This is a genomic window from Streptomyces sp. NPDC053431 (assembly GCF_044544925.1).
GTDB lineage: Bacteria > Actinomycetota > Actinomycetes > Streptomycetales > Streptomycetaceae > Streptomyces.
Window position 1 is genome coordinate 1 of the sequence record NZ_JBITXX010000034.1, and the last position, 24527, is coordinate 24527.

Here is a 24527-nt window from a genome sequence, read left to right on the forward strand (position 1 = left end):
GCGTGGCGGGCGGCCGCCGACGTTCGACAAGGACGACTACAAGCAGCGACACGCGGTCGAGTGCGGTATCAACCGGCTCAAGCGCCACCGCGCGGCCGCCACCAGGTACGACAAACTCGCCGTCCGCTACGAAGCGACCGTGCTGGTCGCAGCCATCAACGAGTGGCTGTGATCAGCACTTTCACAACAGACCCTAGCACGCGCCCGGGCAGGCGGTAGCCGACGATCGCCGACCTGATCCTGAAAGCAACGCAGGGGGCCGGCTAGTTGGTAGGTACCGTTAGGACGGCGACGTATGAGTCGGATTCCTTTTCGTACTGAATGTGAGAGAGAGTTAAAGGCATAACATCTTCCGAGTTCAGGAGAATTTCGAAAGTGAGGGATTTATTTGCGCGATGCTGCGGGTTGATCTGTGCAAGCATCTTAACGAGATCCTGGGGAGTCAACTTTTCCTCTCCTCTACGTGGAAAACAACGCTTTCCTGGTTGATGTCCGGCTGAGCCCTTCCAACTCCTGATGACCGGAAGGGAAGTGGCGTGGCAGGGGCTGGCCGCCGGCACGGGAGATGCGCTCAGCGCACCGGTTTCAAAGCTCGTGCATTCTTCCACGTCCGCCGCCGCGCAGGGCCTGATCGAGCATCCTCGATACGGGGGCCGTCCATGCTCGTGGCGGAGATCAGACGTATGCCGCCGTAAGCGGTCCGAGGTGGTGGCCTTGTCGCTGATCACGGCGATGGGCGTGTCGCCCGCGCCCGTGAGCGCAAACGTGTGGTCAGAGCTCCGGCCGTCGCCGTCGTAAGTCACCCCCATGCGGCTGTCGCTGCGGCGCCGTGCTGGATGACACTGGTCTGGTAGCCGCCGTCGTCCCACACCTTGGTCACGCTCGGATGCGCCGCCGCCAGCTCGGTCAGGGCCTGCTTGCCGCCGGCGGAGTCGTGGACCGAAGCGGCGGTTACCAGGACGGCCAGGACCAGACCGAGGGCATCGGTGACCAGGTGGCGCTTGCGCCCTTTGATCTAATGGGCGGCAGTTGGCACGGCTGAAGCCCTCGCCCGTTGCCGGCCGCCGGCGTCAGCACAACGTCCTCCGTTGATCCGGGCCCGTGAGCCCTCAAAGAAGACTGACGTGTGCTGGCGCTCGCCGCCGACGACGGACCGACGTCCCCTGATGACCGACGATGATCATGGTTCAAGCCTCCTGCGGGGATCACCTCCTACGAGATCGGGAGCCCCCAGCTCCGTTCGAGACCGAGGGCCCCGCAGGTCGCTGGGGTCATGAACGGCTAATCGGATGTCGGGCAGCGAGCCCTTCCATTAGGGAGACGCATGCCCTGCACGGCTTTGACCAGCTAGAACGCAGGAAGCAGATGAGAGAGCTGGAGCAAGTGAGATGTTCTGCGGCATCGACTGGGCCAGCGTCCACCACGACATAGCCGTCGTGGACGAATCGGGTGCGCTCAAGGCCCGGGCCCGCATCGACGACAGCGTCGACTGCCTGAACGAGCTTCTCCAGATGCTCGCCGAACACGGCGACACCGCAGAGAACCCGGTCCCGGTGGCCATCGAGACCTCGCACGGCCTCCTTGTCGCCGCGTTGCGTGCGACCGGCCGCCCTGTGTACGCGATCAACCCCATGGCCGCGGCCCGCTACCGCGACCGCCGGACCGTCGCGCGCAAGAAGTCGGACCACCTCCGCACCGACGCCGACGCCCACCGGCAGCTGCCCGCCGACAGTGAGCTCGTCCAGGCCGTCGCCGTGCTCGCCCGCGCCCAGCAGAACGCGGTCTGGGACCGCACCCAGGCCGGCAACAAGCTGACATCGCACCTGCGCGAGTACTTCCCCGGCTTCCTGGCCGCCCTGGGCCACCGACGCGAGGGAATCGTCCACCCAATCGCCCGCGTTCTCCTCGCCGCGCCACCGACCCCGCAGCAGGCCGCCAAACTCACCCGCGCCCAGCTGCGGGCCTTGCTGAAGAAGGCCGGCCGCAAGAACACGATCGACGCCGAGACCGAGCGGCTCCACACCGCGCTCCGCACCCCCCAGATGCGCCAACTTCTTTTGGTGGAGCAGGCCATGGGCAGGCAGACCCTCACGCTCCTGCGTCAGCTGGACGCTGCCTGCACCAGCGCCGACGACCTCGCCGAAGCCATCACCGAGGCCTTCGAGGAGCACCCCGACGCCAAGATCATCACCAGCTTCCCCGGACTCGGCCCCCTCAGCGGCGCCCGCGTCATCGGCGACGACAGCCGCTTCGCCGACGCCAGGGCCTCCGGCAGGAGCACGGTGGTCATGGCCCGCAGGGTCAAGAACCAGCGGCTGGCCGGGGTCGGCTACATGTGGGCCTTCTCGGCGATGGCCCACTCAACCGGAGCCAGGGCCCACTCGGTCACTTGGCAGGACTCGCTCCATGTATGACCGCAGCGCTGAGATCGACCCGATAAACGGGACGCTTGTCGGGTGCAACCGAACGGGTAACGGCCGCGCCGACTATTCGGGAAAGCATCGTCGGCATGTGATGACCCTGCAGGTGGTGGCCGCTCCGGACGGCCCTCTGGCATGGATTTCACCCGCCCTGGCCGGAAGAGCCCACGATCTGACCGCAGCCCGACGCCACCGGATCATCGCCACCTGCATCCGCCTGGGCATCCCCGTCCTGACCGACCGCGGCTATCAAGGCGCCGGCGACTGCGTCGAGGATCGCAATCCTCAGATCCTGATCGGGTTGAACAAGGCTGGGAACCTGGGGCACGGGAGCCCACGAGCGACGCCACGCCTCGCAGCCTCGCCCGAACAAACCAACCGTCACCGACGCCGATACCGACTTCGGCTCGTCAAGGTGACGCTGGGTCGTCCAGGGTCAGGCCGGTTCCTCTTATGAAGCCGTCGAGGGTGTCGGGCCGGTATTGCAGGCGTTTGAGCCGGTAGGCGGGCAGCGGGAACACTGTCAGCCATGCCCGCTCGGCGACGAGGTCCGGGCATCCTGCGGGAAACGTGGGTGTTGAGGCGGTCCCACACCAGCGCGATCGGCGCCCCTGACAGCGGATGGACGCCGTCGTCGATGCCGCTGACGCTGTGGTCAAGGAAGCTGAGCTGCACCCATCTGACGGCCTGTACGGCGACCTCCCCGGCCCCTCGCCCCCTCCGGAGCCCCCACGGGGGTATGCATGACGGGGGCTGATCGGCCCCTCAGATCGCCATACAGCGCGGCTCGCTGAGTCCGTGACTGCCCCCTTCAGGTAGCGGTCCACTCCTTCGCTCGGCGGCCGGCCGGTGGGTCCCGAGTCAACGGCTGGCATGCCACCTCAGAACGGGTCAACCTCCGCATGAGTTATACAGAATTAGGAATTCGCATTCTGGATACTAGGATTGCACTCATGATGGGTACAGAGGAAGTCCTCAGGCTCACGATCGCTGCGCTGATGGCGCAGGCCGGTGAGCGACAGAGTGACTTGGCTGCTGGGCTCGGGCAGTCGCAGGCGCAGGTGTCCCGGAAGCAGGGCGGCCGCTCGCACTGGTCGCTGGAGGATGTCGACCTCCTCGCCGCGCACTACGAGATGCATGTGCTAGACCTGTTGGCCGGCCCCACGCATGCGGCCGGTGTCTTGCACGGCTCGATCGCTAGTCTCCAGTCGACGGGTGCGCAGCTGCCTCCCGCCCTCACCAGCACGCCGGCCCCGGCGGTCACCGTTGCCCTGGACCAAGCCACCGCCGTTACTGACGGTCTGGAGCGCGAGCGCCCCGGTTTTGCCGCCGGCCTTGTCCGCAGCAGCCGCAACTCGGCCGTCGACGGTCAGCCCAGCGCCCCCGTGGTCGTGCCATCCGTCCGTCCGTCCGCTGCCCCGGTGCAGCCGTGCGTGCTGTGCGGGCAGCCCACGCAGGAGGAACTGGAGGGCTTCCCGCAGCACTTGACCGCAGAGGGCTGCGCGGAGGCCACGGCCGCCGCGCACCCGCCTTTTACGGCCGCTTCGGCTCCGGCCGCCGAGGAGGCCCAGACCTCGGTTCCCGCCGTTTCGGTCGACCCGCCGGCAGTGGTCGAAACGCCGGTCGCTCCGGCGGTCCCGACCGAGCCCGCTGTACCCGCGCCGGCCGCGCCGCGGCGCAGTGTGCCCGGGTACGCCTCCGGGTCGCTGGTGGAGCAGATCACCGACCGGGTGTAGGACGTGCGTCGTGCACCGGCGACATGGAGGCCGCGCAGGCCGAGCTGATCAAGGTGGCCGTTCCTGACGCGATGACGCTCCTGAAAGCGTCCCGGGTCGGCGGACGATACGAGCACTCGGGGAGGGGCGTAGCGCTAGGAACCATCGGCGGCACAGTCGCCATGCCGCGCCTTGGCAGTGCCTCGCAGGCGATGCCGTCATCGGGTCCCTAATTTTCGTCGAGCCGGTTCGGGTCGCTCGTATCCTGGTTCGCCGCCGTGGAAGACGCTGCCCCGGCAGGTCTGCACTTCCTTGGCACCCCAGGTCTGCGCACGTTGCTCACCCCGGGCCTGCTTGCCGTGGGCGATGCGCTCGCCGACGCCTATGCCAAGGGCCGGTGCGTGTGCGTGCTGGGAGAGGTGGGGGCGGCAAGACCTTCGCCGTCCACACTGCCGCACGCCGCCTCGGCGAGCTGCTGCCCCTGGACCTTCGGTGGCTCTGGGGGCCGCCACTTGCCGGCGACGTAGCTGCGCAGGCGGTTCGCGCCTTGCATTCGCTGTGGCAGGGCGTCGCGCCCGGCGACCTCGACGCACTCGACGCCCGATTTGCCGGCGGCGTGCTGCGCCGGTGGGCTCTGCTGACCCGACTCACCCAGAGCGCTCTGGCGGTCGCCAAGGCAGGCAAGCCCGACTGGGACATGCCGCAGACTGTGGCCGGCCGCGCCGACGGCGCCCCTGACCGCACCCACGTTCAGCAGTCTCGCCCGGACGAGGGCGGAGAACCGGCCGATGCCGGCGACTTCGGTGAAGCGGCCTGTCCGGCTGCTCCTGGACACCGACGACGACCACGCGGTCGACCGGGCCGCCCACCAGTGGGCAGACCCCGCCCGCCGACGGATCACCGTCGACCCTGCACACCATCAGCCCGGCCCACCTCGCACTGGACGTCTTGCGCGCCATCGGCCGTGAAGGGTACTTCCGCCCGGAGGCGGAGCGAATGTCCACCGACCCGGCCTGGCGCGTGGTGACCCGCTCGACCCTGACCACCGGCATGCGCGACGTCATCGTGCTGCGTGCTCACCGCCTGCGCCGGGTGACCGTCTGCGTGGCAGAGACCGGCATCCGCCTCACGCTCCTGGCGCACACTCCGCGGCGGTACGGCGAGCGGAGCCTGCTCGAGCCCCTCAGCCGGTCTCGATCCTCAGGTAACCGCACGCAGCACGACTTCTGTCCTCGACGCGATCGGCTCGGCCGCCGGCCGGCGCACCGGCTCCCCATCGCACGATCACGCCTTCCGGCTACCGCCGTTGCCGCACAGCCCGGTGCCCGTGTCCGCGAAGACTGCCGGCGCCGCCTGAACCCAGCTGACTTCGCCCACACCGACGGCCAGTACCGCGCCGGCTACGCAGCCGCCCGCACCTGGCTGGCCCGGACCCAGCCACCCGGCCCCGGCCGCCAGCCGCCGTGACGAGCGCATCCCCTTCAACCTTCAGCAGACAGAAGCCCTGAGGCTGTTCCTCGCCCGCCTGACCGTCTCAAGCCCGAGCCCCCAGCACACCCTGGCCCGCGTGCGAGGAGCCCAGGCAGGCTTCCTCTCCCAACTCTGCTCGACGTACCCCACGACCTCACCACCCGCACAGCCCCGGCATCACCACCAAGCCCCTCACCCCGCATACCGTGCACGCGATCACCACGCGCCTGCCCCACCCGCTGCGCGCCGCCGCGATCGCCGCCCTGTTGTTCACCGGCACAGACACCACACTGCTGTCCATGACCCAGACAGCAGGCATCGAACACGTCCGCAGCACCTTGGCCATCGACCGCGACTCCCGGATCAACATCGGCGAACCACCCGGCCCCGCCACATGTACGCCGTCCTACCCGCGCCCGCCCCTGCAGACAGCCGTCGCATTCCGCCGCCGTACCCCGCGCACCTACGACCACCACGCCTGTTCGCGAACTGTTTCGGCACCACACCACGCTTCGAGGCCCTCATCGCCGACGCAGGCCTCACGATCCCCGCCCTGGCCCGCCACGCCGGGGAGGATTGGCACACCGCCACCCACGCCTGGCATCTGCACACCCCCGCACCGCACACCTCTGACTTCCCTGCGCACTCTCGAAAGTCCGGGTGACCGCCCCGACGCTCCGCCCGTCCAGATCCGCAGTGTGGGCCTTCGTCAGTGGACTGCACGGGACACTCACCCTCCGGCTTACCGGGCAACGTGCAGCATTCGGGCCCCTCGGCGTGGGGCCGCCGCTGACGGCACTCGTCGGTGTGGGCTCGTTGTTGTTGTACAGCCGGGACGGCGCGCCCGCCTGGATCACCCGGAAGGGGGTAAAGTAAAGGGTAAATCTGTAGGTAAATCTGTTAGGTTCTGAGGTATGCCGACCCAGGATGAGCTGTTCGATGCCGTGGATGAGTTGCTGGCGGGGGAGCCGGCGATGCCGCCACCAGCCGAGCGGGCGCGGCTGCGTGAGGCGGCCGGAATCACGCAGGCGCGGCTCGCGCAGGTCCTGGAGACCAGTACGCAGACGGTGAAGAACTGGGAGGCGGGCCGCAGCGAGCCCCGGCCCCCGCGCCGCGCGCCGTATCAGCGTCTACTGGAGGGGTGGGCGCAGAAGTATCCCACCGCGGCGCCGGAGACGACCGCGGCCCCGGTCCCGCACCCCACACCTGCTGCTCCGGCCGTCGAGCAGCCCTCGAGGCTCGAGGGAGCACCCGCCCCGGTGGCCGCCGCTCATCCGACGGCATCGCGGCGACCCAGCATGAAGGAGGCCGCCGCTTCGAAGCCCGCGACCACCGCACCCGTCGCCGCCGACCCGAGGTTCGCGAACGGGCCGCTGGCCGTCATCGATGTCGACGGTGAGGGTCAGGTTCTCGCGTACTGCGTGGGCGGTCTGGTCCTGGACGTGCCCGCGAAGACACTGCCCTCGCTGGTGGAGTGGACGCTGGCGGAAGCACAGTTGGGTGCGGAGCGGCTGAACGGTTCGGGCAAGGACACCGACCCGTTGCTCGTCCTCACGAAAACCGCGCTGGAGCGCTTCGGCCTGCCCGCCGAGCTGACCGCCCAGGAGCGTCTGGCCGGCCGCCTGCCCGACGCCCACAAGGCGATCGCCCAGTTGACCCGGTCACAGTGGCAGCTGACGAAGCGCGGTCTCGGACCCTGGGCACGGATCTACCGCCCCGCTCAAGGTGGTCGCCGTTCCTGCGTCCAGTTGTGCATTCCGTCCTGGAACGCGCTCGACACCCGTAGCTGGGGGCACGCCGCAGACCTGCCGCCGGCCGAACTCGCGGCTGTTCTCGGTACGTACGCCACCCGGGTCATGACCCCACGAGGATCCACCGCCGTCACCGGCCTGGAGCTGATGACCGCCCTGCACCCACCGACCCGGGCCTCGGCCCCGGACGAGACGGGCAAGCGGCACAGCGAACACAACCCCGGCTCCCTGGGCAAGGAACCGATGGACCCACCACCGTGCGAGGCGACCGACGGCCACCCCGTCCTCGCCCACCTGCCCCGCTTCCATATCCGGACCCCGGCCGAGAAACTCTTCGAGGAGGCCTACGACTGGGCGCGCCCGCTCACAGACGAGGAGTGCATGCGACGCTATCTCGTCGGCATCGACGTGAACATGGCCTTCGCCGCCGGCGCCAACGGTGCGATTGTCGGCCTCGACACCCCGCCCGTACACGTCACCAGCCCCGCCTTCGACGCGAAGACACCGGGCTCGTGGCTGGTCGACCTCTCGCACGTCAACCTGTCCCAGGTGAAGGTCGGCAAGCAGTGGCACACCCTCGACGGCGATCTGCTGCCCAGCCCCTTCACCCCGACCGGATTGCGCCCCGAAGGACCTGCCTGGTACGCCACCCCGACCGTCGCCTACGCAGCCGAACTCGGCTACGACGTAGCCCCCATCGAAGCCTTCATCCGCCCGGAATCGGGCCGCTACCTTGATGGCTGGTACAAGCGGCTGCGCGATGCCTACGTGTCGACGATGGCCGATCTCGGCGTCACCGAGGACCTGACGCCCAAGGAACTCCTCGCGGCGATGGACGGCTACAAGCAGCGCGACCCGCAGGCGGCGATCGTCCTGGACGCGATCAAGTCCACGGTGAAAAACGGCATCGGCAAATTCCAGGAGAAGGCTCGCGGCGGAGGATGGAGGCCAGGACAGCCCTGGCCGGCTCTCGCCCGCCCGACGTGGCGCCCGGACATCCGTGCCGCCGTGATCTCCCGCGCCCGGATCGGCATGCACCGCAAGATGGTGGCACTGGCCGCCGCTACCGGCCGCTACCCGGTCGCCGTGCTGTCCGACTGCGCCGTCTACGCCGCCGACGGACCCTCACCACTCGACGTCCTGCCCTACAACGATGCCGGCAAGACCGTACCCGGGTCGTTCCGGCTCGGAGTATCACCCGGAATGGTCAAACACGAAGGCACCCAGACGACCCTGTGGGCCGAAGAACTCCGCGAACGCATTCAGGCCCCGGAGCTGAACCTGGCCCGCTACATCAAGGCCGGCGACGTCACCACCGCCGACACAGGGGAGTAGGACACTAAAGATGACCAAGTCGGTCGGCGAGGGACTCAACAACGCACTGGAACAAGCCGTCACACGCCCAGCACCCAAGAGCGCGGGCGCCCAGATGCGCTACCTGGTCAAACAGTTGAAAGGAACCAAGGCCGCAGCCCAGGCCCTCGGGGTCTCCCAGCGCACCGTCGAGCGGTACATCAAGAACCAGCTCAAAAAGCCGCGCCCGGACCTCGCTGCCCGGCTGTCAGGCGAAGTGAAGAAGCGGTGGCAGCCCCGCGTGAAAGCACAGGCGAAGAAGACCGCCGGCACCACCAGCGGCCTCGTCATCGATGTCCAGGGCCGCCTCGGCTACAGCGCACCCATCGGAACCACCGACGAGGCCCGCCAGCGCCACCTCACCGTGGCGCTGCCCCCGCGCTTCGCCGAGCGCCTCTTCACCGCGCAGGAGCAGGGCGCCTCTGAGGACCAGCTCCAAAAGATCGCCGCCGAAGGACTCAAGGAGATCTACTTCCAAGACCGCGGCGCGCGCGCCGGAACCTTGGAGGAAGTGCACCTGAGCGATGTCCAGCACATCGAGTTCGGCCTCTGACCATCCCAGCCACAGGACGAGGCACCACCTCCGGCAACTGAACCGCAGCGCGAGAGGCGCCACCAAGACAGGCCCGTAATCCAAGGGCACCTCATCGGCGATCCACTGCCCCCGGCGAGCCGTCGAGCCTCGCGGTCCAGCTGACCACCCCGCGACGCACCCCGGGGCAGGCCCGCCGAAAGTACCTCTTGACGCACGCCACCCCCACCCAAAAGCCCGGATCCTCACGACGACCGCCGTGCGAATCACGGCGTCGTTTTCGTATGCTCGGCGCGCTGCCCTGTGCCAGAGGGACGGAGAACTCTCCCCTCCAACTCGAACCGGACCAATGGGGCTGAAAGGGCCAAACCCGGCCCCCTGGTCGGCAGGGTCGATCCGACCGCGAACCCGGCCCTGACCCCTTGTTCACCTCTGCTACCGCCCGATCACCGTCGTGTTTCTCTTTGACCGGGTCCGCTACCGGCCACGGTCAGACCGCGGACAAGGGGGTCGGTTGCACGCTGCTCCTTCGCACCGACCGCCCCGGCCGGGGCAGCGAAGGAGACCAGACGATGACGACCACCCACCCGAGGGCCGGGCAGCGGCACCGCTCGGGCCGATCACACCCGAAGGCCGGCCCGCGCCGGGCAAGCCCAAGGGGACTCCCTGGGCGCCCCCTTCGAAGGGCCCTTGGGAACCCCCTTTGGTGCCTGGCACCCGAGGTCGGAGGGAAACCCCTTGTCAGGCCGCGAACCGGCGCGAAAACTGCGCCGTCACAACCCTTTTCTCTCCTCCTGCCCGTACTGCAGGAGAGCATCGGGTTCCGGGGGCCCGGACGCCTCCCCTGCCGGGCGCGGCCAGCGGCGGCGGTCGGCGACGGCCGGTCGCGAGCGACGAGGGAGCAGAGCTGATGGCGGGGAAGCGGACGAACAACCCGGCGGGGTCGACGAACAGCTACCGCGGCGACGTGCTGCGCGTGCTCGAGCGCTGAAGGTCGCGACGACGGATCAGATCCAGCGGATCGGCGCCCCCCACCTGACCTTCCGGCACGCCGACAAGCCGACCCCGTCGAAGCAGAAGCAGGCCCGCACCGCGTCGCACACCGCTGCGCTCTCCGACATGCGGGGGCGGGCACGCCTGTCCGAGAACGGCGGCTCCGCCGAGACGGGCGACTCCCTGCGGAACCTGACGCCCAAGGGCCTTCTGGTCGCCTCCTACGAGCTGAACCGGCCGGTGACGGAGAATGGGGCTCCACCGCGCGCGACGCGGGCTCCTCAGGGGCCTCCCACCCGATGGCCGTCAACGAGACGGTCACCGCGATGCTGCGCCCGAAGCCGAACATGGCCGGGCTCACCGTCGCCCCCCCCGCACGTCCAGGCACACAGCGTGACGCTCCCCTCCACTGAGGGGGCCGGGGAGAGAGGCCATGGCTGGCGCGTGTGCGCGGTGGCGGGAACGGCGTGATGGTGGAGGGATGGCAGCGTTGATCGTGGTGGATGAGCCGGCAGGGGCGGGTGGTCGGCGGGTGAGTGTGATGCGCCGGGGTCGTGAGGAGTTTTTGGGGACGGCGTTCTCCGATCACGATGTGATCGTCTTCCTGCAGGCGGCGGGCCTGAGTGATCCGGAAGAGGTCCTGGACGACCCGCGCTGGGTCCAGTGGTGTGGGGGCCGGGCATGGAATCCGCCGACGGGCGACGGGTGAGGATGCGGGGTGGGGGCTCTGGGCGAGGCGTGGTCCAGAGCCCCCACCGGGGGCCGCGTCTCCAGTCTTCATACGACAGGGGTGCACTTCACACGTCCGTTCTCTTCAACGACGGCACGGGCCGTGACGTCACGCCTGAGAGCCCGCCGTTTCGCCGACGGGCTGCGGTCGTGGCGGCCGACTGCTGGTGGTGCCAGCGCAGGAGAGCGGGCGAGAGCTAGGGGGATGCGGCCTTGAGTAGGCCGGGGGTCCGGTACAGGAGGGAGATCAGACCGGTCAGAAAGAGGCTCACGCGGGCGGTGAGGACCTGGCGGGTGAGCCGGTTCAGCGCGCGCAGCCCTGATCCGTCGCAGAAGGTGAGGCCGGCCAGGTCCAGGCAGAGAGTCCGAGGGTGTCCGGCCAGTGCTGCGGTGACGGCCCGATTGACCAGTGGGGCGGTGGCGAGATCTCCGGTCAGGCCAAGCAGAACGGCGTCGCTTTACCACAGAGTGCGGGTCTGGAGCAGTTCGTCTTCTCGCGCCGCCTCCGGCTTTCGGGTGGGTCAGGCCGGCTCTTCTTCGTCTTCTTCTCCGGTACGGGGCGGGGGAGTGGGTCAGGCCTGCTGTGAGGTCGGCCCATACCGAGACGGGGTGTTCCCACAGACGAGCCGGAGCCCGCATCCTCATCGACGTCGGCGACGGCAGTTCGTTCCCCTCCGCCGCCTACGCCGGACTCGCCCCGGCAACACGTAGCCCGGCACCTCGATCCGTGGCGAGCAACCGTCCCGTCGCGGAAACAAGCAGCTCAAACGGGTTTTCCTCCTCTCCGTGTGCGCCGCCTTGGCCGACCCAGCCTCCAAGACCTACTACACCGCCTGCCTCGCCCGCATTGAAACCGCGCACGACGGCTGGACGCTGCGCTGGAGCACCGCCGGCCATCTCCCCCGCTCCTGATCGCCCTGGACGGAACAAGCCGGTACCTCCACGCCCAGCCCGGTCTGCCACTGGCCGTGAATACCGAAGAGCACCGCCCGGACCACACCCACCCGCTGCCCCCAGGGGCCACCGTGGTTTTCTACACCGACGGACTCATCGAACACCCCGGCCACTCCGTCGACGACGGCCTGGCACAACTCGCAGCACTCGCCACCACGCACATCGGGTTGCCCCTGCAGGAGTTCGTGAACACTCTGGCAGACCGCCACCCCAGCGATGGCCATGACGACATGGCCATCCTCGCCCTCCGCACCCCGCACGGGTCTGTCGGGACTCGCGTAACGGCAAGCGGCTGCGGGTCTGGACTGAGCTGAAGAACCGCGGCGTCGAGGACGTCCTCATGCTGGTCTGCGACGGTTTGAAGGGCTTGCCCGACGCGGTTGGCGAGGTCTGGCCGAAGCGGTCGTGCGGACCCGCGTCGTTCATCTGCCGCGGGCCTCGTTCCGTTGTGCGGGCCGGCAGGACTGGGACAAGATCGCGAAAGCGTTGAAGCCGGCTACACGGCTCCGACCGAGGACGCCGCGACGAGCCGGTTCCTCGAATTCAGCGAGGAATGGGGACAGAAGTACCCGGCGATCGTGCGGTTGTGGGAGAACGCGTGGGCGGAGTTCGTTCCGTTCCCGCAGTTCGACGCCGAGATTCGGCGGATCGTCTGCACCACCAACGCCATCGAGTCGGTGAACGCACGGATTCGCCCGGGCCGTCCGGACCCGCGGCCACTTCCCCTCCGAGAACGCCGCTCTGAAGTGCGTCTCCCTCGCGGTGATGTCCCTCGACCCGACCGGCACGGGCAGAAAACGCTGGACGACCTCGCGAACTAAGCCCGTTTTCAGAAATATACAGATAGGAACCCGAGACCCGCCCAGGTGCAAGAGGCCTCCGCCTGACCAGGAGCACCTGAAGAGTACGAAGGCCCGATGACCGTGAGAAGAAATTACTCATGCGGACTTGGATCGGCCGTGACATATTATTTTCGCCATGAAGCTTTTCACGGCAGATAACGCCTCCATTTTAGACCTATACCTTAGTATCTACGGAGCATGTCGCCAGGCCTCATTTTGGTCACAGTTATAAGGTTGGCGAGGACAGTTGCGGTTCGGATAGTCTGATCCGTCCTGCCAAAAGTCGGGAAACACATTCGGAAGTTAGGGAAATATTATGCGTAGCGCGCGTAGAAACTTAGCCACTTTAATGGGTGTGATGGTAATTACGGGGGTGATAGCGGCTCCAGCGTTGGCTGACGCACCTCCGTCGATAGAGCCTCACACCACGACCATGGATGCGAATGCGGTGCCATGGATTGCTGGCAATTCTGGACGGACGGTCCGCAATATCCTGCCGGAGGAAAAGCGGATTGGGTCACCACTTCGGAACGAGCCCAAGCATATGTTTTTGGTACCGACACGTACAAGGATGGCCACGGTGTCGACTGCTATGTTAACTCCTCAACCGTTCGCGGAATTTGGGGAAAGGTGAATCCAGAAGGGCCCGACACGATTATCGCTTATGTGCCAGTCAAATCTGGCTGGTGCAAAGTGTATTGATATCCACCTCTCCCTGACTGCAATGCAAGAGGGCGGGTAGCTGACTTCATATCATCTACCGTAAACTCGGGTTTCTTCTACCGGGCGTCAGAGCAGCACTCGGTCGACATCGCCACACCTCAGTGGGACTTGCCACTGGAAGGTAAATGGGACGGTCAGCGACGCAGGGCCCCTCATCGTTGGTGCGTAGGAACTCGGCACGCTGGCGACCGGAGAGTCCTGTTAGTTCCGTAGCCCGGCATGCTCGACGTCCCACATGAGATCGTCGGGCTGTCGCCTACATGCTGTATGAGCACCGCCGGGCCCGCAGCGCTCGCCGGCGTGAATCAGAGGAGCGCGAGCTCCACAAAGCCAAGAAGAGCGCCAAGAGGTGCGTACTGAGCGGTGAGTTCGATGCGCCGGCAGCGTCGGCTGCTGCACGAAATGACCGAGTGGGTGCGCTCCTCGTGCACCGATCGCCTGCTGCTGGACGCATGACGGTCACGTTCGGTGGCGTTCGTCCGCGCACTGGCCGACAGGCACGCCCTGCCCGGGCGGCTCGTCCTCACCGGGCCCACCGGTGGGCCGTGCCGCCCGCTTGCGTCACCGCACCCGGGGCAGGCGCCCCATCATGTTCGACCAGATCGCGCCCTTATGAACTTGCTGGGCGAGGGCGACATCGTCGACGGCACCCTGATCCCCACCGACCGGATTCGGGCGGATGAGCCGTACTACTCGATGAAGCACCGCAAGCACGGCATGAACGTGCAGGTCATCGCGCGCCCCGACGGCACACCGCTCTGGTTCTCCCGCGCGACACCCATGGCGCGCTGGAGCGGCATCTGCACCAGGACGACGGTAATCGTGTTGGCGAGGTAGGCCAGGCTGATAATGCGTGCCGGGGCGTGGGTGTAGGTGGTGGCATAGGCGGGGAATCCGGTGTGCAACTGGGTGAAGCCAGCAGTGGCCACCAGCAGGGCGATGAGCCATAGACGGCGCAGAGCCCGGTCACCAGAAAGAACGCGCAGCGTGTGCCAGGGGTTTGGCGGGGCATCGTGCGGGGTCCGGCCAGGAGGAAGGAGGCGGCGTCGGTGAGGTAGAGGGTCTGGAAGGTGCCCATGTAGCGGTGTTGGCGATGAGGGCGGCGGTCAGGCCGCCGACGCCGAAACCGATGTTAAGCATCATGTACCGCAGGCCAGCTCGGCGATGGTCTCGTCGTCGAGGTCGACCGAGCGGAGTGTGTGCGGCATGACGCGGGCGGCATCGGCGATGAAGAAGGCGTCGCGGGCGTCGGTTTTGGTCTCGCCGGGATAGAGGTCGGCGATCCGCCGCATCGTCAGTCCGGGCAGGTAGGCGACCGGGCAGCCCATGTCCCGGGCCACCGCCAGAGGCAGGGCTTCGATGGAGGCCGGCTGGTCGACCACGACGAGCCCGGTCCCGTGCTTGGCCTGCAGCTTGACGAAGACCTCGCGGAGCTTCGGTTCGCTGTTGGGCAGCCGCTTGCCGAAGGCCTTCTTCCCGGCCGGGGTGACGGCGGTGGTGTGGTGTTCGCCCTTGCCGACGTCCAGGCCGAGGAAGGCGCCGGTGTCGCTGACGTCGAGGCCCTTCTCTCGAGGCGGATGCTCGGCGTCGCCAGGCTGGGTCGGGCGGTCCTACGCATGGGCCCTTGTGCCGCTCACATATTGAGTTGAAACGCGTTAGATGCTTCCCCTCCAGTTCCGATCGGCGGCGATGCCGCGACACGAACTCACCCACGCGCTGCACGCCGTGGTCCTGAAGGAACCCGCCGTCCCGGTCCTGGCCAACACCACCGCCCGGCCCCACACCCACGGCAACATTCCCGCCGCACTCACCGACCAGCTCTGCCGCCCCGTCCGGTGGCGCCAGTCCATCGAACAAGCCATCACCGAACTTCCACGAGATCGGCAGCCAGCACATGCTCACCCCCATGACCGCCCAGATCCGGTCCGCTCACACCCCTCAGCCCGACAAGACAAAGGAGCACACGGATGAGCAGCGATGACATCTACGGCCTCTGCCTGCGATTCCTGCGCGCCTACCAGCACCGCGACCTGAACACGCTGCGGCAGCTCTTTATTCAAAGTAAAGAGCTCGTCGTGCTGGGCACACACGAAGACCTCCATTTCTTCGGCTGGAGCGCCTTCGAAAGCTCTCGCCCGCCAGTTCTCCGCCATCGAGAACACCGACATCCAGATCACGGAATTCCGCTCCCATATATTCGCCGGCGGAACAGCTGCCTGCGCCTACGCCACCACCGACTACCGGGGCCAGGTCTCCGGACAGAACGTCCACCTCCCCGGCCTGCGGCTCACCCTGACCCTGGAACACCACGACCACTCCTGGCGCATCGTTCAATCCCACTGGTCCACCCCCGCAGACGGCAGCCTCCTGAACCCCACACCGCCAGCCCCCATACCCGCACCAGCGGCGGACAGCACGGTTCCTTCCGCGGGCGGCGGCGGCTTCTCCGGCGAGGCTGCGTCAGCTTTCGCCGTCTACCAAAAACTGGCTGCCACCGTCACAAAACGACTCAACAAGGGCACATTCGACTTCGCGACCGATATCACCCCACACTCCGACGAACAGTTCATCGAAATCGTCGACGGCTCCCCCCCGATCTGGCTCAGGTGAAAGAGACCTTCACCCCGATCATCGACGCCATCACCGTCGGCGCATCCTTCGCATGGTCGGTACAGCTCGAGTACGCGCGCGATCTCGCACCGGACCTCACCTTACTGATCACGAACACCCGGGTCTCCCTCACACCCGGTGAAGGACAACCGGACACCAGGCGATACCGCATCACCAACCTCCTCGCCCGGAATGAAGCGGGCGCGTGGATATTCCTCCACCAGCACCGCACAGAAATCTCCGTCGAATAATCACCCCGCCCTTCCCGTCTGCCGACAGGCGGGCGGCTTCTGTACGTCACCACCACACCGATCAAGCAAGGCTGGAAATAATGTCGGAACACCTCTCCCTTCAAAGCCTGCCGGTGGAGCCCTGGCCGGGTGCTGGCCTTAGTGCGGCGCAGGAATTCCCGGACACAGTGGTCCACGACATGGTGAACCGCCGGGCGCAGGAGACCCCGGACGCTATTGCGCTGAGCGGGGTTGGTGGCGAGGTGACGTACCGGGATCTCGTCCGCCAGGGGAACCGACTCGCCAACCATCTGCTATCCGTCGGCGTGGGGACAGGTGCTCGCGTCGGAGTGTGTCTCCCGCGGGGCGCAGACGCGGTGATCGCTTTTCTGGCTGTGCTCAAGGCCGGCTGCGCGTATGTGCCGCTGGACCCCGCGCTGCCCCGGGACCGGCTCGACTACATGACCGGTGACGCGGAACTGGCCACTGTCCTCACGGCTGCAACTCTCGAACGCGATCGAGAACTGATCGCCGCACAACCCGACACGGCCCCGGCCGTCACCGTAACCAGTGGCGACCTCGCCTACGTCATCTACACCTCGGGCTCCACCGGCCGCCCCAAGGGCGTCCAGGTCACGCACCGCAACATCGTGGATCTGGTGGTCGGCGCAGGGTATGCGCAGCTGAGTGCAGGGATGCGGCATTTGCACGCGGCGTCTACTTCGTTCGACATGGCGACATTTGAGATCTGGGTGACATTGATCACTGGTGGTCGGCTGGTCGTGGCGTCGCCTGCGGCGATGACGACACGCCAGTTCGGTGAACTGGTGCGTACTGAGGGGATCACCCATGTGCAGCTGCCGACGGCGCTGTTTCACCGCCGGGTGGAAGAAGACCCTGCATGCCTCAGGGGTCTGCGCACGGTGATGGTCGGGGGTGAGGCGATGAATGCAGCGCACGCCACTGTGGCGTTGCGCGTCAATCCGGGCCTTCGGCTGATCAACGGCTATGGGCCGACCGAGACCACGGTGTGCGCCACCTACCATGTGCTGACCGATGCCGAGCTGGTCCCCGACCCGGTGCCGATCGGGCGGCCGACCCCCAACACCCGCATTCAGGTCCTCGACCAGGATCTGCGACCCGTTCCCGTCGGGATCCCCGGAGAGCTGTACATCGGCGGGCCGGGGCTTGCGGTCGGCTACCTGGGCCGGCCGGAGCTGACCGCCGAACGCTTCATCGCCGACCCCGCCAATCCCGCCGAGCGCCTCTACCGCACCGGCGACCTTGTCCACTGGAACACCGACGGCACGCTCACCTACCAGGGCCGTGCCGATGACCAGATCAAGCTGCACGGCTACCGGATCGAACCCGGCGAGATCGAAACCGTCCTGCAGAGCCACCCCGCAGTGGCCCAGGCCCTGGTCGTCAAGCGCGAGGACCGGCCCGGCCATCCGTATCTCGCCGCCTACTACACCAGCGCATCAGGCACGGGCGTGCCGGAGGCCGACCTGCGCCAGCACGCGTCCCAGGCACTCCCGACCTGGATGGTCCCCCACCGATTCGTCCGGCTGGAGGCGATGCCGCTCACCACCACCGGCAAGATCGACACAGCGGCCCTGCCCAAGCCCGACGAGACACGCTCCACACTCCTGCCGGCCCTGACACCACCGCGTTCGGATACAGAAGGAGAGATCGCCGATATGTGGCGGGAGGCACTGGGTCTGCGCGAAGTAGGAGTGGAAGATCCCTTCACCGCCCTGGGCGGTACCTCACTGGCCGCGATGCGGATCGCAGCCGCGGTCGGGAAGCGGTTCGGGGTGAATGTGCCGCTGTCGGCGCTGCTGCTCGACGGCACGATTGCCGCCCTGGCGGACCTGGTCGAGCAGGCCCGGGCGACCGGGAACGAGAACGGCCTGGTGCCGTTCCCGCGAGCCGGCCGGGACAGTGTGCTGCCAACCACGCCGGGGCAGCAGGGGCTGTGGTTCCACGACCAGGCCCACCCGGACAGCGCCGTCTACAGCGAGATCATGCCCCTACGGCTGCGCGGCCCGCTCGACACCGGTGTGCTGCGGCAGTGTCTGGAGCATTTGGTGGCGCGGCACGAGCCGCTGCGGACCGCCCTGGTCATGGACGGCGGACAATTGGTGCAGCAGATCCGGCCGGAGCCCACGGTAACGCTGACGCAGGCGGACCTGACCGCAGGAGAAGATCGGAAGCGGGATTCGGCAGTAGAGCAGGCGGTGCGCTCGGTGGCCGCACGGCCGTTCGACCTGGCCGAAGGCCCGCACCTGCGGGCCCACCTGATCCGGCTGGCCGCACAGGACAGCCTGCTGGTGCTGTCGACGCACCATGCAGCGATGGACGGCTGGTCGGCCAACATCCTGTTCGAGGAATTCACGGTTCTCTATCGGACACTCGCGGCAGGCAAGCAGCCGGCGCTTCAACGGCCGCCGGTGCAGTTCGCCGACTTCGCCGCCTGGCAGCATCAGCACCTCGGCGAGGACGGGTTCGCCGCCGACGTCGCCTACTGGCAGGGGCAACTGGCCGGCGTCCCCGAACAGCTGATGCTGCCCACCGACCTGCCACGCCCCGAACAGCCCTCCGGACAGGGGGCGCTGGCCCGCACCCAGCTGCCCGGCCACCTCATCAGGCGCATCGACGAGCTGGCCCGGACCACCGGCACCACCCGCTACATGGTGCTGCTGATCACCTTCCAGATTCTGCTGGCCCGCCACGCCGGAAGCGATGACATCGTCGTCGGCACCCCCGCCTCCGGCCGCACCCACCCCGACCTCGACCGCGCAGTCGGCTACTTCATCAACATGCTGCCGCTGCGCACCCGCATCAACACCAGCATCTCGTTCCGGGACCTGCTGACCCAGGTGCGCGCCACGGTGCTGGAGGCGTACGAGCATCAGCAGCTGCCGTTCCCGCACCTGGTACGGGCCTGCGGTCTGGACCCGCAGTCCCTGACTCCTCTGGTGCAGGTCGCGCTGGTGCCCGAGGACGTCTACACCCACCGTTTCACCCTCGACGACCAGCTGGATGCCACGTTCGAGTACCACGACCTGGGCATCGCCAAATACGACCTCACCCTGGCCCTGATCCCCGACCTCGGCGGCGACGGGCTGCGGATCAACGCCGAATACCGCACCGACCTGTTCCACCCGGCCACCGTCGAACGACTCCTGGATCACCTGCACACCCTGCTCGAATCCGCCACCACCACACCCGATACCCCCGTGGGGCAACTGGAAATCCTCCCTTCGACGGAACGCGCCCAGGTCTGCGGCGGATTCGACGGCCCCACCCGAGACTTCCCCAGCACCGCAGTGCACGACCTCGTCGCACGGCGGGCCCAGGACACCCCGGACGCGGTGGCGGTAATCGCGGCAGAAACGGGCGAGTCGCTGACCTACGCCCAGCTGGAGGAACAAGCCAACCGGCTCGCCCACTATCTGGCCGAGCGAGGCGCCGGTCCCGGCACCAGGATCGGGGTGCGCCTGCCCCGTAGCATCGACACGGTCGTGGCCTTCCTGGCGATCCTCAAAACCGGGGCGGCCTACGTGCCACTCGACCCGGCCTACCCCCGCGAGCGGCTGGAGTACATGGCCCAGGACGCCGAACTCGTCTTGGAAATCACCCCGCGCCTGCTCCAGCGCGATGCTGCGGTGATCGCCACCTGCCCGGCATCGCCCCCGGCGGTCGCCTGGCAGACCGATGACATCGCCTGTGTCATCTACACCTCCGGCTCGACCGGACTGCCCAAGGGCGTTCAGATCACGCACGGCAGCATCGTCGACCTGGTGACGTGCGCCGAGCACACGTCGCTGGGACCCGGGTCCCGTCTCCTGCATGCCGCTTCGGTTTCTTTCGATGCCGCGGTGCTGGAAATCTGGTCGGCTCTCCTGTCCGGCAGCCAGCTCGTGATCGCCGAGTCCGGGCCGCTGAGCCCGGATCGGCTCGGGCAGCTCCTCGGCTTGGTGACGGACGCTTTCCTCCCAACCGCGCTGTTCCACCGCCAAGTCGATGAACGTCCGCAGTCGTTCACAGGGCTGCAGACGCTGATGGTGGGCGGTGAAGCCCTGGAACACGCGCATGCGGTGAAGGCGCTGCAGCACAGCCCCGGCCTTCGCCTGATCAACCTGTACGGGCCGACCGAGACCACGGCGTACGCCACCTACCATCTGCTCACCGACCCCGACCAGGTGCCCTCCCCGGTGCCGATCGGCCGACCGACCCCCAACACCCGCATCCAGATCCTCGACCAGGATCTGCGGCCCGTTCCCATCGGGGTCCCCGGAGAGCTGTGCATCGGCGGGCCGGGGCTTGCGGCGGGCTACCTGGGCCGGCCGGAGCTGACCAAGGAGCGCTTCATCCCCGACCCTGACGATCCCGCCGAGCGCCTGTACCGCACCGGTGACCTCGTTTCCTGGAACACCGACGGAACCCTTGCCTACCTGGGGCGCATCGACGACCAGGTCAAGCTGCACGGCTACCGGATTGAACCCGGCGAGATCGAGACCGTGCTGCAGGACCACCCCGCAGTGGCGCGGGTCCTGGTCGTCAAGCGCGAGGACCAGCCTGGCTCCCCCTACCTGGCCGCCTACTACACCGCAGCCCCGGGCGCGGAGGTTTCCTCCCAGGAGCTGACCGATCTGGCGGCCTCCCGGCTGCCCACCTACATGGCGCCCCGGGTATACATAGCCCTGGAGCAGTTTCCCCTGACCGGAAACGGTAAAGTCGACCGGGCCGCGCTGCCAGCACCGCAGACCACGCCCCTGCCCGAAAGCGCTCCGGACCCCGACGGCGGGGACGTGGAACAGGAAGTCGCCGCGATCTGGCGAAGCGTGATCATGGTCGACATCATCCACCCGGACGAACGCCTCTTCGACATCGGCGGAGCCTCCCTGCACGTGGCACGCATCCACCAACTCGTCGCCGAACGCTTCCACCTCACCCGCCTCCGCATGACCGACCTGTTTGCCCACCCCACTATCCGCACCTACAGCGCCCACATCCGCACCCTGCAGGCGGCCACCGGGAAGTAGAGAAAGCGTGCATTGACGTGAGGCCGGGCTGCACGGCATCGAGGAGGGCACCGACACCACCACCACGAGGATCTCGCGACGAGTGGGGGTGCCGTTAACGATCATGCCGTGAGCCGTAATGCGGGTAACTCGCCCGGCCGGGTCGAACCGAGCCGGGCAAGTCCTCGAAGCGCAGGTCTGCGTGTAATGGCCGATGCCCGGTGTCGGGAAACGAACGTCTGTCGACACTCGGAGCAGCGATCGCAAATCCGCAGGTGGGCAGTGTCGAGAACTGGCGTCGAATATCAACGTCGGTGAACGGTGCGCCAGGTAGATTCCGACGCATGCTCTTGGGCTACGCGCGGGTCTCGACCGCGGACCAGAATCCTGATCATCAGATCGATGCGCTCCTGCGACACGGGGTGGAGCGGGGCGACATCCACGTCGACACCGCGAGCGGCGCGAAGGCGTCCCGCCCGAAGTTCGACCTCGTGCTGCAGCTGCTGCGGCCCGGCGACACTCTGAAGATCACCCGGTTCGACCGGCTCTCCCGCTCCGTCCTCCACCTGGTGACCCTTGGCGCCGACCTGCTGTCGGCGTACACGTGAACGTGGCTCTGGCAAGATTTTCGTAGGTGGAGATCATCTCGGTGGCGCGGTCGGCCGGTCCGCAAAGCGGCGGCGAAGGTGGGCGATCAGGACGACGCGGTGCCTGAGGAGTGAAACGCTGGCGCGTCCGGCCATGATCCGTTTCTGCAGCTTGACGTCGGTGATGCGGCCCTCGTTGACTCCAGAGTTGTAAGGGGTCGTGATGCCCTGGGTAACGGCGTGCTGGTCTTCGCGTAGGGCTGCGGCGAGGCCTGCGAGAGGAACGAGTCCGCTGTTTGCGAGTTCGTCCAGCCAGGCCGGCAGGGGTGCCGCGTCGTGTTCGCCGAGCATGGTGGCGAACCGGCGGACCAGGTCGTGGGTGAGTTTGAGTTCGGGGCAGTGGTCGAGGAGCCGGGGCAGACGCTCGTTGATGTGCGGGCCGCGGCGGTGCGGGTGGGTGGTGATCCAGCGGGCCGTTTCGCGAGGTGAGGGCGGCCGCTCACGTGGCTCGTCGATGGGCAGGCCTCGTCGGAGTGGTGCGACGGCCATCCTCACGCGCTGGTAGTGGCCGAGATAGCCCTTGGTCTGCAGTTCTTCGTGCAGGATCTTCGCGCTGTGCTGTCCCTCGTCCCATCGTTGACGCAGGTACTCGAGGTAGGGATCCAGCGTGGAGGGCTTGCGGGGCGGCCGGCGCATGACTTCCTGCCAGGTGCGGGCTCGTGCGTACTTGCGAACGGTGCGGCGGTCCAGGCCGAGCTCGCGGGCCACGGAGCTATGACTCCGGCCGGTGCGGGTCAGGGCTTGGACTGCCTCGAACAGGCTCTGGGCATGGCGCCCGGCCCGGCTGCCCGCCGCAGCGTTTTGGGTGGTCTCCTCGACCAGCGGGCGATCATCCTCGCCGACTGGGGGCAGGGCTGCGGGCAGGCATCCGCAGTGGGCGGAGGCGATGTCCTGCACCCGGCGGGATAGGCCCTGCCAGAGGTGAAAGCGGTCGCTGACCTGCACGGCTTCGGGGGCGCCGACGGTGATGCCCTGCCTGTAGGTGAGGGAACCGTCGCGGCAGACGACGTCGATGCCCGGGTGTTCACGGAGCCAGCGGCCGAGCTGTTCGGCGTCACGTCCTTCCCAGAGGGTCAGCGGAAGCCGGATGGTGGCGTCGACCAGGAGGGTTCCGTAGGTGCCTCCGTAGAGAGCGAAGTCGTCGACCCCTAGAACCTGGGGCGTGACCAGCGGCGGAAGCGGCACCCGCATCAGCTGGGACAGGAGTGCGACCCGGGGAAGCTTGATACCCAAGATCCGAAGCATCCGGGACCCGCCCCGGCCTGCCAAGACCACACCGACGTCCTCGACCAGGGACTGAAGTCGGGGTGTCCGCCGCTGGTAGCGCACGGTCAGACCCGGTACTTGCTCGGCGAAGGTCGCCTTCGGGCAGGTCGTGTTCTCGCAGTACAGGCGGCGTACGGACAGGTCGATGCGCAATGGACGGCCGGCGAGCGTGACGTCGACGAGGCGTCGCTCGTAGCGGCTGTGGCACCACTCGCTGAGCCAGCCGCATCCTGTGCATCCCGCCGGCTCACCGGATCTCGTGCGGGCACGGACCGCCACCGCGGCGTCGGAGACCTCAACCGAAACCACCTGCACAACAGACAACTGCGGTAACAGACTGGCCAGTTCAACAGAGCACAGCCACAGGCTGCCCATCCTGCGGACCGGCCGACCGTGCCACCGAGATGATCTCCACCTACAAAATCATGCCAGAGCCAGGAAAGTCCGTACACCGACATCGCCCAGCTCGATGCCCACCTCGCCCTGGTGGGCGTCGGCTTCTCCTACGGCGAGATGGAGCCGGCGGACATCGAGCTGATGATGCAGACGGCCTACCTGGTCCTGCGCGACACCGGCCGCCGTCCCATCGAGATCGCCAGCCTGCGGCTGAAATGCCTGGAGACCCGCGCGGACGAGAACACCCTCATCTGGGACAACGTCAAAAAGCGCCGCTTCGGACGCAAACTCCCCATCACCCGCGAGACCGCCGCGGTGATCAAGACCTGGCAAGCCCGTCGACGTCGGCTTGAGGTTCCCTCCCGCAGCCGGAAGTACCTGTTCCCGTCGATCACTGACCGCAGCGGGATCGCGCACATGGGATCCAGCCTGGCCAACGCCATGCGGGAGTGGGTCGCGGCGATCCCGGTGCTGCTGAGCGACGAACTCGACGAGCACGGCAGCCGGATGCCGTTCGACCGCACACTGATCTTCCGGTTCCGGTATGCCTATGCCCAGCGTCATGCTGACGCCGGCGTCCCCGTTGACGAGGACCAGCACAGCGGGCGGAAGGTCTCCACCGCCAGCGAGCAGACCGACCTGCTTCTCGCCCGACAGGAGATCAAACAGCTCCGAACCGAGAACGGCCAGCTGCGGCAACAAGCCCGCATTCATCTGGGGGAGCAGGTCGAACAGCTCGGCAACCACGACCTGGTCGACCGCGTCAACGACCTCACCGAGGAGAACCTGCGGCTGTCCACGGCGGAACGGCAGGCGACCACGGAGAACACGCAGCTCCGGCAACGAGTCACCGAGCTTGAGGACGA

At 67.5% G+C, this 24527-nt stretch carries 13 protein-coding genes and 7 pseudogenes; 16 read left to right on the plus strand and 4 right to left on the minus strand.

All coding sequences use genetic code 11. The annotated features are described in order from the left end of the window. Nucleotides 1-172: pseudogene (locus ACIGXE_RS35935) on the plus strand (IS5/IS1182 family transposase); the annotation flags it as partial. 627 nt (nt 173-799) lie between these two features. Here the strand turns inward: ACIGXE_RS35935 and ACIGXE_RS35940 are convergent. Next, on the minus strand, nt 800-1015 hold the full coding sequence (locus tag ACIGXE_RS35940) for a transposase (RefSeq protein WP_399754298.1): 216 nt from the start codon (nt 1013-1015) through the stop codon (nt 800-802). Nucleotides 1016-1388: 373 nt separating this feature from the next. On the opposite strand from ACIGXE_RS35940, the pseudogene ACIGXE_RS35945 reads away from it, so the two are divergent. The 7 genes and pseudogenes from ACIGXE_RS35945 to ACIGXE_RS35975 form a co-directional block, all read left to right on the plus strand. Then, nucleotides 1389-2381 (plus strand): annotated as a pseudogene (locus ACIGXE_RS35945) (transposase); the annotation flags it as partial. A gap of 58 nt (nt 2382-2439) precedes the next feature. Beyond that, nucleotides 2440-2682 (plus strand): annotated as a pseudogene (locus ACIGXE_RS35950) (transposase family protein); the annotation flags it as partial. A 691-nt stretch (nt 2683-3373) separates the two neighbouring features. Beyond that, complete coding sequence (locus ACIGXE_RS35955) at nt 3374-4156, plus strand: hypothetical protein (RefSeq protein ID WP_399754280.1); 783 nt, start codon at nt 3374-3376, stop codon at nt 4154-4156. Nucleotides 4157-5131: 975 nt separating this feature from the next. Next, entirely contained in the window at nt 5132-5602 is a 471-nt protein-coding gene (locus tag ACIGXE_RS35960; RefSeq protein WP_399754282.1) for a hypothetical protein, read from the plus strand. 917 nt (nt 5603-6519) lie between these two features. Next, nucleotides 6520-8691: a telomere-associated protein Tap gene (gene tap, locus ACIGXE_RS35965; protein ID WP_399754284.1), complete on the plus strand. Its 2172-nt coding sequence runs from the start codon at nt 6520-6522 to the stop codon at nt 8689-8691. A 10-nt stretch (nt 8692-8701) separates the two neighbouring features. Then, on the plus strand, nt 8702-9262 hold the full coding sequence (tpg, locus tag ACIGXE_RS35970; RefSeq protein ID WP_399754286.1) for a telomere-protecting terminal protein Tpg: 561 nt from the start codon (nt 8702-8704) through the stop codon (nt 9260-9262). Nucleotides 9263-10715: 1453 nt separating this feature from the next. After that, a complete protein-coding gene (locus ACIGXE_RS35975; RefSeq protein WP_399754288.1) occupies nt 10716-10943 on the plus strand; it encodes a hypothetical protein in 228 nt (75 codons plus the stop codon). A 217-nt stretch (nt 10944-11160) separates the two neighbouring features. Here ACIGXE_RS35975 and ACIGXE_RS35980 read toward each other — a convergent pair whose 3' ends face one another. Next, entirely contained in the window at nt 11161-11409 is a 249-nt protein-coding gene (locus ACIGXE_RS35980) for an STAS domain-containing protein (protein WP_399754300.1), read from the minus strand. Nucleotides 11410-11585: 176 nt separating this feature from the next. Here ACIGXE_RS35980 and ACIGXE_RS35985 point away from each other — a divergent pair. From ACIGXE_RS35985 to ACIGXE_RS35995, 3 pseudogenes are all read left to right on the plus strand, one after another. After that, a pseudogene (locus tag ACIGXE_RS35985) lies at nt 11586-12228 on the plus strand (transposase); the annotation flags it as partial. Next, nucleotides 12210-12838 (plus strand): annotated as a pseudogene (locus tag ACIGXE_RS35990) (transposase); the annotation flags it as partial. The pseudogenes ACIGXE_RS35985 and ACIGXE_RS35990, both read left to right, overlap by 19 nt. Nucleotides 12839-14118: 1280 nt before the next feature. After that, nucleotides 14119-14262: pseudogene (locus ACIGXE_RS35995) on the plus strand (transposase family protein); the annotation flags it as partial. Nucleotides 14263-14636: 374 nt separating this feature from the next. Here ACIGXE_RS35995 and ACIGXE_RS36000 read toward each other — a convergent pair. Continuing rightward, nucleotides 14637-15008, minus strand: a pseudogene (locus ACIGXE_RS36000) (IS110 family transposase); the annotation flags it as partial. A gap of 574 nt (nt 15009-15582) precedes the next feature. Between ACIGXE_RS36000 and ACIGXE_RS36005 the strand changes: the two are divergent. The 4 genes from ACIGXE_RS36005 to ACIGXE_RS36020 all read left to right on the plus strand — a co-directional run bounded on the left by ACIGXE_RS36005 (nt 15583) and on the right by ACIGXE_RS36020 (nt 21960). Beyond that, on the plus strand, nt 15583-16092 hold the full coding sequence (locus ACIGXE_RS36005) for a nuclear transport factor 2 family protein (RefSeq protein ID WP_399754302.1): 510 nt from the start codon (nt 15583-15585) through the stop codon (nt 16090-16092). Next, a complete protein-coding gene (locus tag ACIGXE_RS36010; RefSeq protein WP_399754290.1) occupies nt 16089-16343 on the plus strand; it encodes a hypothetical protein in 255 nt (84 codons plus the stop codon). Before ACIGXE_RS36005 ends, ACIGXE_RS36010 begins: the two co-directional genes overlap by 4 nt. 80 nt (nt 16344-16423) lie before the next feature. After that, on the plus strand, nt 16424-21373 hold the full coding sequence (locus ACIGXE_RS36015; RefSeq protein ID WP_399754292.1) for an amino acid adenylation domain-containing protein: 4950 nt from the start codon (nt 16424-16426) through the stop codon (nt 21371-21373). Nucleotides 21374-21696: 323 nt separating this feature from the next. Then, a complete protein-coding gene (locus tag ACIGXE_RS36020; RefSeq protein WP_399754293.1) occupies nt 21697-21960 on the plus strand; it encodes a recombinase family protein in 264 nt (87 codons plus the stop codon). Nucleotides 21961-21993: 33 nt separating this feature from the next. Here ACIGXE_RS36020 and ACIGXE_RS36025 read toward each other — a convergent pair whose 3' ends face one another. After that, complete coding sequence (locus ACIGXE_RS36025; RefSeq protein WP_399754294.1) at nt 21994-23640, minus strand: ISL3 family transposase; 1647 nt, start codon at nt 23638-23640, stop codon at nt 21994-21996. A gap of 111 nt (nt 23641-23751) precedes the next feature. Between ACIGXE_RS36025 and ACIGXE_RS36030 the strand changes: the two genes are divergently transcribed. Continuing rightward, nucleotides 23752-24527 (plus strand): tyrosine-type recombinase/integrase (locus tag ACIGXE_RS36030; protein ID WP_399754296.1); only part of this gene is annotated, 776 nt, incomplete at its 3' end.

Bases quoted from the DNA above. Each gene is read 5' to 3' on its own strand.
- ACIGXE_RS35955 (WP_399754280.1), top strand. From the start codon at position 3,374: ATGATGGGTACAGAGGAAGTCCTCAGGCTCACGATCGCTGCGCTGATG.
- ACIGXE_RS35960 (WP_399754282.1), top strand. From the start codon at position 5,132: ATGTCCACCGACCCGGCCTGGCGCGTGGTGACCCGCTCGACCCTGACC.
- tap (WP_399754284.1), top strand. From the start codon at position 6,520: ATGCCGACCCAGGATGAGCTGTTCGATGCCGTGGATGAGTTGCTGGCG.
- tpg (WP_399754286.1), top strand. From the start codon at position 8,702: ATGACCAAGTCGGTCGGCGAGGGACTCAACAACGCACTGGAACAAGCC.
- ACIGXE_RS35975 (WP_399754288.1), top strand. From the start codon at position 10,716: ATGGCAGCGTTGATCGTGGTGGATGAGCCGGCAGGGGCGGGTGGTCGG.
- ACIGXE_RS36015 (WP_399754292.1), top strand. From the start codon at position 16,424: ATGTCGGAACACCTCTCCCTTCAAAGCCTGCCGGTGGAGCCCTGGCCG.
- ACIGXE_RS36020 (WP_399754293.1), top strand. From the start codon at position 21,697: ATGCTCTTGGGCTACGCGCGGGTCTCGACCGCGGACCAGAATCCTGAT.
- ACIGXE_RS36025 (WP_399754294.1), bottom strand. From the start codon at position 23,640: ATGGGCAGCCTGTGGCTGTGCTCTGTTGAACTGGCCAGTCTGTTACCG.